This window comes from Paracraurococcus ruber, assembly GCF_004353985.1.
In the GTDB taxonomy this organism is placed as follows: domain Bacteria; phylum Pseudomonadota; class Alphaproteobacteria; order Acetobacterales; family Acetobacteraceae; genus Paracraurococcus; species Paracraurococcus ruber.
Window position 1 is genome coordinate 1 of record NZ_SMOA01000205.1, and the last position, 9,842, is coordinate 9,842.

Below are 9,842 nucleotides of genomic sequence, written 5' to 3' on the forward strand. Positions count from 1 at the left end.
TCCAGGCTGCCGGGGCCAGGAGGAGCCTTGGATGCAGCAGCCGGTGACCGAGGCCCATGCCGCCGGCCGCATCGCCGCGCCGACGCCGGCGGCGCCCGGCACGCCCTGGCCGCTGCCGCCGGGGCAGTACCCGCTCGGCCTCGGCGGCGAACGCGACGGGCTGCTGCGCGTGCCCGCCGCGGCGCCGCCCGGGCCGCTGCCGCTCATCCTCATGCTGCATGGCGCGACCGGCACGGCGGAACGGGCGCTGCGCCGCATCGCCCGCATCGCCGACAGCGCCTTGCTGCTGCTGCCGGAAAGCCTTGGCACCACCTGGGATGTGCTGGAAGGCGGTTATGGCCCCGACATCGCGCGGATCGAGGCGGCGTTGGCGCGCATCCTGCCCGCCTGGCCGGTGGACCCGCGGCGCATCGCGGTCGCCGGCTTCTCCGACGGCGCGTCCTACGCGCTCTCGCTCGCGCTGATGAATGGCGCGGCGTTCAGCCATGCGCTGGCCTTCTCGCCCGGCTTCGTCGCGCCCGTGTCGCTGGACGGGCGGCCGCGGCTCTTCCTCAGCCACGGCACGGCGGACCGGGTGCTGAACATCGACCTCTGCAGCCGGCGCCTGGTGCCGAAATTGCGGCAGTCGGGCTATCCGCTGATCTACCGGGAATTCGAGGGCGGGCACGAGTTGCCGGAGGAGATCGCGCTGACGGCGCTCGCCTTCCTGATGGCGGATCGCGCCGCGGCACCTCCGGTGGATTGAGCCCGCGGACCCCAGGTGCGACCCTCCCCCCACCAAGCAAGGGGGAAGCGCCATGGACGGCATCGCCGAGGACCTGCAGGACAAGGTCGCCATCGTCACCGGGGCCGGGTCCCGCCCGGGGGAGGGCGTGGGCAATGGCCGCGCCGCCGCCATCCTGCTCGCCCGGGCCGGCGCCCGCGTCGTCTGCGCCGACAGCATGGCCGCCTGGGCCGAGGAGACGCGCCGCATGATCGAGGCCGAGGGCGGGGAGGCCCTCACCGCCGAGGGCGACGTGACCAGGCCCGAGGATTGCAAGCGCATCGTGGAGGCCGCGACCGCGCGCTGGGGCCGCCTGGACGCGCTGGTGAACAATGTGGGCATCGGCGGCCCGCCCGGCACGGCGGAGGAGGTGGACCTCGAGGCCTGGGCGCAGGGGCTGCTGGTGAACGTCACCTCGATGATGCTGATGGCGAAATACGCGGTGCCCGCCATGCGCGCGAGCGGCGGCGGCGCCATCGTCAATATCGGCTCGGTCGCCGGGCTGCGCGGCGGCCACCCGCATCTGCTCTACCCGACCAGCAAGGGCGCCGTGGTGAACATGACCCGGGCCATGGCGGTGCACCACGCCAAGGACCGCATCCGCGTGAACTGCATCTGCCCCGGCATGGTCTACACGCCCATGGTGCAGAAGGGCGGCATGACGCCCGAGATGCGGGAGGCGCGGCGCAAGCGCAGCATCCTGCAGGTGGAAGGCAGCGGCTGGGATGTCGGCGCGGCGGTCGCCTTCCTGTGCGGCGGGAATTCGCGCTGGATGACGGGGACGATCGTGCCGGTGGATGCGGGGACGACCGCCATCGCCGCGCTGCCGGACGAGATGCGGTAGAGACCCTGGGGCTTTGCCCGTCGGCGGCAGTGCCGCCAACCCCGCGTAGGGGGCGAAACCCCCCTTACGCTTTCCCATCCTCGCGGATGAGGTCAGCCGCCTTCTCCGCGACGCTCAGCACCGTCGCGTTGATGTTGCAGACGGGAATGTCGGGGAAGACCGAGGCATCCACGACGCGCAACCCCGCCACGCCGCGCAGGCGCAGCCGCGCATCCAGCGGCGCCGTCGGATCGCCGCCCATGCGCACGGTGCCGCAGGGGTGGTACACCGTGCCGCCGGTCTCCCGCGCGAAATCCAGCAGGTCCGCGTCGGTCTCGGCCGCCGGGCCCGGCCGCGCCTCCCCCAGCACCACGCCGGCCAGCGGCGGCGCCGCCAGCCAGCGCCGCGCCAGCCGGATCCCGCGCAGCACGCAGGCGCGGTCGCCCTTCGTCGCCAGGTAGCGCGGCGCGATGCGCGGCGCCGAAGCCGGATCGGGGGAGGCGAGCGTCACCGTCCCGCGGCTTTCCGGCCGGCATTGCCAGACGCCGATGGTCAGGCCCGGCGCCGCATCCGGCTGGCCGATGCGCAGGCTGGTCCAGCGCCCGCCCGTCGCCTCCTCGGCCCAGGAAAGCGGGCCGCCATTCAGCTGCACATCCGGCGCCTCCAGCCCCGGCGCGGTGCGGGCGAACAGGCTGAACATGCCGGGCGACCAGGTCAGCACGCCATCGCCGCGCGCCGCCCAGCGCAGCACCTCCAGCGGCAGGCGCCAGCCGGCGATGCGCCGGTTGGCCGACCAGCGATGCCCGGCGAGGCGGAAGGACAGCCGGACGATGTAGTGGTCCTGCAGGTTGGCACCCACGCCCGGCATGTCCCGCAGCACCGGGATGCCGATCGACGCCAGGTGCTCCGCCGGCCCGATCCCCGAGAGCATGAGAAGCTGCGGCGAGCCGATGGCGCCGGCGCTCAGCACCACCTCCCGCCTCGCCCGCACCACCTGTTCCGTGCCGTGGCGGCGGATGGCGACGCCCGTCGCGCGCCCGTCCTCGACAACCACGCGCAGCGCCAGCGCGTGGTCGATCACCCGCAGGTTCGGACGCGTCATGGCCGGCACCAGATAGGCCCGCGCCGCGGAGACGCGCCGCCGCCCGCGCCGCGTCTGCTGGAACGTCGAGAAACCCTCGCGCTCCGGCCCGTTCATGTCGGCCTGCACCGGCAGGCCGATGGCGCGCGCGGCCTCGGCCAGCTTCGCCACCACCGGCGGCACCTCCGCCAGATGCTCGACGGGTTGCGGCCCGCTCGTGCCGCGCCCCTCGCCACCTGCCGCGAACCGCTCGTGCTTCTGGAAATAGGGCAGGAGGTCATCCCAGCCCCAGCCCACAGAACCCTTCTGCGCCCAGAGGTCGTAGTCGCTGGGATGCCCGCGCACATGGCCGAGCCCGTTGATCGAGGAACTGCCGCCCCAGACCCGGCCGCGCGGATACTCCAGCGCGCGGTTGCCCGTGCCCGCATCAGGCTCCGTCCGGTAGCCCCAGGTCAGCCGCGGATGCGTCAGGATCTTCGCGTAGCCGGCGGGGATGTGGATCCAGGGGTGGCGGTCCGGCCCGCCGGCCTCGATCAGCGCGACGCTCGCGCCCTCCGCGCTCAGCCGGTTCGCCAGCACGCAGCCGGCGCTGCCGCCGCCCACCACGACGTAGTCATAGGCCTCGCTCATGCCGGCGGCGGCTCCATCTGCGCCGGCGCCACGTCCCGCGCGATCGCCAGGATCAGCCGGCGCAGCCAGGCATGGCCCGGATCGGCCTCGAACCGCCGGTGGAAGGTCAGCGACAGCCGCGTGTGCCGCACCGCGACCGGCGGGTCGCGCACCACCAGCCGATGCGCGAGCGCCAGCTGCGAGGCGAGGCGGGAGGAGAGCGTGATCACCATGTCCGTCCGCGCCAGGATCTCCGGCACCGCCGAGAGATGCGCCACCACCGCGCCCAGCCGGCGCGGATGCCCGGCCTCCCGCAGCTCGGCATCCAGCGCCCCGTCGCGCGAGCCGTTGGGCGAGTGCAGGATGTGCGGCACGCTGGTGAAGCGCTCGAGCGTCAGCTCGCCCGCGGCCAGCGGATGGCCCGGCCGCATCAGCGTGCAGAAGGCCTCGGGCAGCAGCCGCAGCCTTGTGTAGAGCGCCGGCGGCTCCGGCAGGACGCCGACCGCGAGGCAGGCCTGGCCGGACTCCAGCAGGGCTTCCCAGTTCACCCTGTCGGCATGCCCGATGGCCAGCAGGCAGGCGGGTGCGTCCCGGGCCATGGTCTGCAGCAGCGGCGGCGCCAGCACCGCCTCGGCATACTCCGAGAAGCCCACGGCGAAGACGCGGTTGCTGGTCGCGGGATCGAAGGGCGCGCGGGCGGCGAGGGTGTCGCGCAGCCGGTCCAGCGCCTCCGCCACCGGGCCGGCCAGGGATTGCGCCAGCTCGGTCGGCTCGACCCCGCCGGGGCGGCGCAGGAACAGCTCATCACCCAGCGCCGCGCGCAGCCGCGCCAGCGCGTTGGACACCGCGGGCTGGGAGAGGTTCAGCGTTTCCGCCGCGCGGGTCACGTGCTTCTCCCGCGCGACCGCGTCGAAGACGCGCAGCAGGTTCAGGTCGAGGCTGCCGAGATCGGCCACGCATCCGGTTCCGCATCATTCATGCGCGTGATGATGGCCGTTTCGACCTTGCGTTGGAAGCGTCCCGGCGGCCGCCGCATCCTCCCCTGCATCGCGGCGCCCCCGCCGCCGGAGAGGACAGAGCGATGCCTGACGAGACGAAGACGACCCCCTGGGCGGCCCTGCTGCTGCGCGTCAGCCTGGGCGCGATGTTCCTGGCGCATGGCGCGCTTCTGAAGCTGGGCACCTTCGGCCTGGCCGGCACGATGGGCTATTTCGGGTCCATCGGCTATCCGCCGGCCTTCGGCGCCATCGTCACCTTCGCCGAGGTGCTGGGCGGGATCGCGCTGATCCTCGGCGTCTGGGTGCGGCCGGTGGCGCTGCTGTTCCTGCCCATCCTGATCGGCGCGACGCTGCAGCACAGCGGCAATGGCTGGATGTTCGCCGGCAAGGGCGGCGGCTGGGAATTCCCGGCCTTCTGGACGGTGGCGCTGCTGGTGCAGGCCGGTCTCGGCGCCGGCGCCCTGGCGCTCGACCCGCGCCGGGTGCTGGGCGGCAAGCGCGCGGTGCCGGCGGCGGCGTGAGGCCGGGCCGGCCAGGCGAAGGATCGGAGCCGGCCGTCAGGGCGCCCTGCGGCGGCCCGGGCGGCCGGACGGCGTTTCAGGCCACCGCGCGGCGGCGGACGGCGTAGAGGCCGAGCGGGCCGAGCGTGAAGGCGCCGAGCGTCGCGGGCCTGGGCACCGCCGCCGGCGCCAGGCGCTGGCTGCGGCAGGTCCGCGTCCTGCACGCCGCTGCCGCCACCCGCGCCGTACGGCACGCCGGGACGGGCGCGGGGCTGGGGAAGCCGGGGCAGGACGCGAAGATCGGCGCGGCGGTGCCAACGGGCACAGCGGAGGCGTCCGGCAGAGAGAAACCGTCCCGCACGGCGTCGACGCCGATGCCAGGGCGCGGCGCGGCGGTGGCCACGCCGGAGGAGGCGCGAAAGCCGCCGCTGCCATGCGGCAGGGCGATGCTGCCGCGGACATCGCCGGGCACGCGGCCGGTCCGCCTGATGATGCTGATCGTGTATGGCGCCGCCGCGGCAACCTGGGCGCCCACCACGCCGCCGACGCGCAGAAGGGCGGCCAGTCCGCCGCGCAGGGATGATCGCATGGTGGGGCCTCGGGATGCCCTCAGGTGGTACCCAGGGTGGCCGGGCGTCTTGCCGGGCCGATCGCGCGGCATGCCGCCCGTAGAATACCGAGATTGAAACTGAACCTGGTCCCATGCCGGTCGCCTCGGCGGTGGTTCCGGACCGTCCGCGGGCGGGGTGGTCCGGCGGCTCTGCGAGAACCGGGTGGGGCGCCCCCGGCCCGCCTGCCGGGCGGCATCCGGCACCCGTCCGGGCCGGCTGGTCGCCAGGGGGACGGCGGCGTGCCATCCTCGGCGCCATGCCGGCCCATGCCCCGCGCCCGTCCCGCCCGCCGAGGCCGGCCTGACCCCCGAAGCGCCCCGCCACGCGGCGCCCGTCATCGGCCTGGCGGTCGCCGCGGTCGGCCTCGCCACCACCCTGCCGCTGCCGCTCTACGGCGCTTATGCCGCGCAGGGGGGACATGGGGCGGGCGCCCTCTCGCTCGCCTTCGCCGCCTATGCCGCGACGGTCATCCTGGCCTCGCCGCTGCTCGGCCCACTGCCGGACCGCATCGGGCGGAAGCCCTGCCTGCTGCTGGGCGTAGTCTGCGCCGCGCTGTCCACCCTGCTGCTCGCCCTGCAGCCTGGCTTGGCGACGCTGGCCCTGGCGCGGGTGGCGCAGGGCATCGGCATGGGCTGCGCCACCGGCGCCGCCGCGGCCTGGGCGGCGGAACTGGCCGGCGGTGGGCCGGAAGGCGGGCGGCGCGCCGCCGGCATCATCGCCGCGGCGACCATCGGCAGCTTCGCCGGCGGCGGGCTACTCACCCTCGCCGCGCTGCTGGTCGCGCCCGATGCCTATCCGCCCGCGACCTTCGCCGCACATCTGGTCTTCGCCGCGCTGCTGCTGGCGCTGGTCGCGCGGCTGCCGGAAACGCTCGAGGCCCCGCGCGGCGCTTGGCTGCGCCGCCCGGCCTTCCCGCCCGGGACTTGGCCCACCACGCTGGCGATCCTGCCGGGCTGGGGCACCACCGGCGCGGTGCTGACCAGCGTGCCGGCGGTGCTGGCGGCCGAAGGCTGGCCGATGGCGGGACCGGCCGCCGCCTGCGCGATGATGCTGGTGGGCGTGCTGGCGCAGCTTGCGGTGCGCGGGCTGCCGGCGCGGCGGGCGGTCGCGCGCGGCCTGCTGGCGCTGCTGCTGGGCGCGGCGCTGACCTTCTGGGGCGCGGCGGCTTTCGCGCTCTGGCCGCTGCTGCTGGGCGGGCCGGTGGTCGGCGTCGCGGTCTATGCGCTGGTCTATCCGGGCGGCCTCGCCGCCGCCTCGGCCGCCGCGCGCGGGGAGGACCGGGCGCGCGCCGTCGCCGGCTATTTCGTCGTCGCGCATCTCGGCTTCAGCGCCGGGCCGCTGGCCGTCGGGCTGGCGGTGGATGCGTTCGGCGCGCCGCCCGCCTTCGCGCTGGCCTGGCTGGCCCTGGCTGCCGCGGCGGCGCTGCTGCTGCCCCGCCTCCGATGAGGGCGGACCCGAGGTTTCCAAAGGCCCTTCGGCCTTTGGCGGGGGAGCGCGAGGGGGCAGCGCCCCCTCGCACCGGGTGCTGGCCGTGAGCTTCGAAATCTTCCTCGCCTGCGCCCCGGGCCTGGAGCCCCTTTTGCTGGAGGAAGTGCGCGGCAAGGGCTTCCGCCGCCCCCGCGCGCTGCCGGGCGGCGTGGCGATCGAGGGCGGCTGGCCCGAGGTCTGGCGGGCCAATCTCTGGGTCCGCGGCGCCGGCCGCGTGCTGGCCCGGCTGGAGAGTTTCCGCGTGGTGCATCTGGCGCAGCTCGATGCCCGCGCCCGCAAGGTCCCCTGGGCGACCGTGCTGCGGCGGGACGTGCCCTTCCGGGTGGAGGCGGTCTGCGCGCAATCCCGCCTGTGGCACAGCGGCGCGGTGGCGCAGCGGATCGCCACTGCCATCCGGGAGACGGTCGGCGCGCCGGAGGCGGCCGAGGCGCCCGTCACGGTGATGGCGCGCATCGAGCGCGACCTCTGCACCCTCAGCCTCGATACCTCCGGCGAGCCGCTGCACAAGCGCGGCTGGAAGCAGGCGGTGAACCCGGCGCCGCTGCGGGAGACCATGGCCTCGCTCTTCCTGCTGGCCTGCGGCTATCGCGGGACGGAGCCGGTGCTGGACCCGATGTGCGGCGCCGGCACCTTCGTGATCGAGGCGGCGGAGATCGCGGCGCGGCTGAATCCCGGCCGTCTCCGCGGCTTCGCCTTCGAGCACCTGGCAAGCTTCGAGGCCGAGGCCTGGGCGCGCATGCGGGCGGTGGAAAGCCGGCGCGATGCGCCCGCGCTTTGCCATGGCAGCGACCGCGATGCCGGCGCGGTGGCGATGAGCGAGGCCAATGCCGCCCGTGCCGGCGTCGCGGCCGGCACGGTGTTCCGCCAGGCGGTGGTCAGCGAGGCGGCGCCGCCTTCGGGCCCGCCCGGCCTCGTCATGGTCAACCCGCCCTACGGTACGCGGCTGGGCGATCCCGGCGCGCTGCGGCCGCTCTACCAGGCGCTGGGCCAGGTGCTCCGGGCGCGCTTCGCCGGCTGGCGCGTCGGGCTGGTGACGGCGGAGCCGCGGCTGGCACAGGCGACGGGCCTGCCCTTCCTGCCGCCCGGCCCGCCGGTGCCGCATGGCGGCTTGCGGGTGACGCTGTGGCGCACGGGGACGCTGGGATGACGGATGGCGGCGGACGCGCCATCCGCCCGAAGCTCCCGCCGGGCGATGGCGTCGCGCCGCGTCACTTCTCGCAGCGGATGAACAGCGTGCTGCGCGCCACCGCTTCGCCGATATCGGCCGGGCTGCGCTCCGGCCCCGCGCTCTGCGCCACCCGGGGCTCGAGGCCGGCGCGCTGCAGGAAGCTCAGCGCCGCCTCCCCCTTCACCGCGAAATTGATGTTCTGCGGGATGTCGCCGGTCGCCTGGGCGATGCGCTGGGCATTGAGCTTGGAGACGACGACGCCGACGACATTGCCCTGCATGTCGAGCATCGGGCCGCCGGAATTGCCCGGCTGCACCGGCGCGCTGACCTGGAACTGGCTGCGGTTGTCGGACAGGCCGGCCAGCGCGTTGATGTCGCCGCGGGTCAGCACGGCGTCGGAGAGGATGCCGGCCAGCGGGAAGCCGTAGACGATCACCCCCTCCCCACGCCGGACGGCCGGGCCGCTGCGGAAGGGCAGCACCGGGCCGGGAATGCCGGGCACCGCCAGCAGGGCGAGGTCCAGCTTCTCGTCCACCCTTGCCGGCGGCACGGCGCCCAGCCAGCGGCCGTCCGGCGTGCGCAGCACGATGCGGTCGCAGCCATCCACCACATGGTGGTTGGTCATCACCCGGTCCGCCGCCACCAGGAAGCCGGTGCCGGTGGAGACGCGCCGCGTCTGCGCGTTGGGCCGCTGCTGCTCCACCTGCGGCGGCGGCCGCACCGGCACCGGCAGGGGCGCGGCGGGGCGGGCGGCGGCGCTCAGCTCGACCTCCCGCGCGGCGCAGATGTCCTGGTCGCGCAGCACGCTCTCCCGCCCGTCGGCCAGCACGAGGCGCAGGTCGAAGCGGCAGCCGGCGGCCTCGGCCGGGCGGACGCGGAAGCCGCCGCCGGGCGTCAGCGGGCGGCTGGGGTCCAGCAGGTTGTTGCCCCAGTCGTTCTGCGCCCCGCGCGGGGTGCGGACGGCGTTCAGCTCCTTCGCGTCGACGCCGGTGCCGTTGACGACGCGGAAGGGCTGGGTCTCGGCGCCCGCCGGCAGGGCGAGGCAGCCGAGGAGGAGGGCGAGGAGAGGGGCGAGGCGGGAGGGGCGGGGCATGGCGCCGGGCATGTCGGCGGACCGTGCCGGCCTGTCAATCAGCCGCCTCGATCCGCCGGCGCATGCCGGCGCGCGGCCTCGGCCAGGGTCGCGTGCAGGGCGGCCGTCGCGGCCAGGCCGCGCGCGCCCATGGGCTGCGGCACGGCCTGCCAGCGGCCGGGGAAGGCCTGGTCCAGCGCGTCCCGCAGCACCGCCGCCACCGCCCGGCCGATGACCACCACATGCGCCGGGTCCAGCGCCCGCAGCGCGTCCCGCTGGTACAGCAGCCAGCTCTGCCATAGGGCGGCGGCATGGGCGCGCGGATCGGCCCGGGCGCCGCCGGGCCCGGCCACCGCGGCCAGGGAGGCGTCGCTGACCCAGATGCCGCGGGTCTTCAGCCGGTGCAGCAGCGCCGCCTTGGCGGCCAGCCGGGGCCCCTGGGCCGGCAGGGCCGCCCGGCCGGGCGGGGCCGATCCCTCCAGCGCCGCCAACAGCCGCCAGTATTGCGGCGTGCCGGCATTGCCGGCCTGGGTGGCGATGCCGGCGGCGGCGCAGGCCGTCCCCTGCATCAGGCCGGGTTCGCCATAGGCCGGGCAATAGACATGGCGCAGGAAGCCGGCCTGCCCCGGCTGGCCGGGAAGCGGCGCGTCCGGCACGGGCGTGCCCGGCCCGGATGCGTCCGCCGGGGCGCCGGGCGGCGCCGGGCCGTCCGCCAGCGGCGGCCCCGGC

At 75.7% G+C, this 9,842-nt stretch carries 10 protein-coding genes; 5 read left to right on the forward strand and 5 right to left on the reverse strand.

Translation table 11 applies throughout. The features are described from left to right. The first annotated feature begins 31 nt into the window (after positions 1 to 31). Positions 32 to 745 (forward strand): alpha/beta hydrolase, encoded by a 714-nt coding sequence (locus tag E2C05_RS24095; RefSeq protein ID WP_133222191.1) that lies wholly within the window; start codon positions 32 to 34, stop codon positions 743 to 745. Positions 746 to 797: 52 nt separating this feature from the next. Then, complete coding sequence (locus E2C05_RS24100) at positions 798 to 1,607, forward strand: SDR family NAD(P)-dependent oxidoreductase (RefSeq protein ID WP_133222192.1); 810 nt, start codon at positions 798 to 800, stop codon at positions 1,605 to 1,607. A gap of 64 nt (positions 1,608 to 1,671) precedes the next feature. Here the strand turns inward: E2C05_RS24100 and E2C05_RS24105 are convergent, their stop codons facing one another. Both E2C05_RS24105 and E2C05_RS24110 read right to left on the reverse strand, forming a co-directional pair. Further along, positions 1,672 to 3,297: a GMC family oxidoreductase gene (locus E2C05_RS24105; RefSeq protein WP_133222193.1), complete on the reverse strand. Its 1,626-nt coding sequence runs from the start codon at positions 3,295 to 3,297 to the stop codon at positions 1,672 to 1,674. Further along, complete coding sequence (locus tag E2C05_RS24110; RefSeq protein ID WP_133222194.1) at positions 3,294 to 4,232, reverse strand: LysR family transcriptional regulator; 939 nt, start codon at positions 4,230 to 4,232, stop codon at positions 3,294 to 3,296. The genes E2C05_RS24105 and E2C05_RS24110 overlap by 4 nt, the downstream gene beginning before the upstream one ends. A gap of 125 nt (positions 4,233 to 4,357) precedes the next feature. On the opposite strand from E2C05_RS24110, the gene E2C05_RS24115 reads away from it, so the two are divergent. After that, positions 4,358 to 4,795, forward strand: a complete 438-nt coding sequence (locus E2C05_RS24115; protein ID WP_133222195.1) for a DoxX family protein — start codon at positions 4,358 to 4,360, stop codon at positions 4,793 to 4,795. 76 nt (positions 4,796 to 4,871) lie between these two features. Here E2C05_RS24115 and E2C05_RS24120 read toward each other — a convergent pair whose 3' ends face one another. Then, the gene (locus tag E2C05_RS24120) at positions 4,872 to 5,363 is read right to left on the reverse strand and encodes a hypothetical protein (RefSeq protein WP_133222196.1); all 492 of its coding nucleotides are present in this window, start codon (positions 5,361 to 5,363) and stop codon (positions 4,872 to 4,874) included. 184 nt (positions 5,364 to 5,547) lie between these two features. On the opposite strand from E2C05_RS24120, the gene E2C05_RS24125 reads away from it, so the two are divergent. Both E2C05_RS24125 and E2C05_RS24130 read left to right on the forward strand, forming a co-directional pair. Continuing rightward, on the forward strand, positions 5,548 to 6,831 hold the full coding sequence (locus tag E2C05_RS24125; protein ID WP_158292337.1) for an MFS transporter: 1,284 nt from the start codon (positions 5,548 to 5,550) through the stop codon (positions 6,829 to 6,831). Between the two features lie 85 nt (positions 6,832 to 6,916). Then, the gene (locus E2C05_RS24130; RefSeq protein WP_240046876.1) at positions 6,917 to 8,020 is read left to right on the forward strand and encodes a THUMP domain-containing class I SAM-dependent RNA methyltransferase; all 1,104 of its coding nucleotides are present in this window, start codon (positions 6,917 to 6,919) and stop codon (positions 8,018 to 8,020) included. A 61-nt stretch (positions 8,021 to 8,081) separates the two neighbouring features. Here E2C05_RS24130 and E2C05_RS24135 read toward each other — a convergent pair whose 3' ends face one another. Then, entirely contained in the window at positions 8,082 to 9,134 is a 1,053-nt protein-coding gene (locus E2C05_RS24135) for a trypsin-like peptidase domain-containing protein (protein ID WP_133222199.1), read from the reverse strand. A 38-nt stretch (positions 9,135 to 9,172) separates the two neighbouring features. Next, on the reverse strand, positions 9,173 to 9,842 hold a 670-nt coding region (locus tag E2C05_RS24140; protein WP_205083028.1), incomplete at its 5' end, for a hypothetical protein.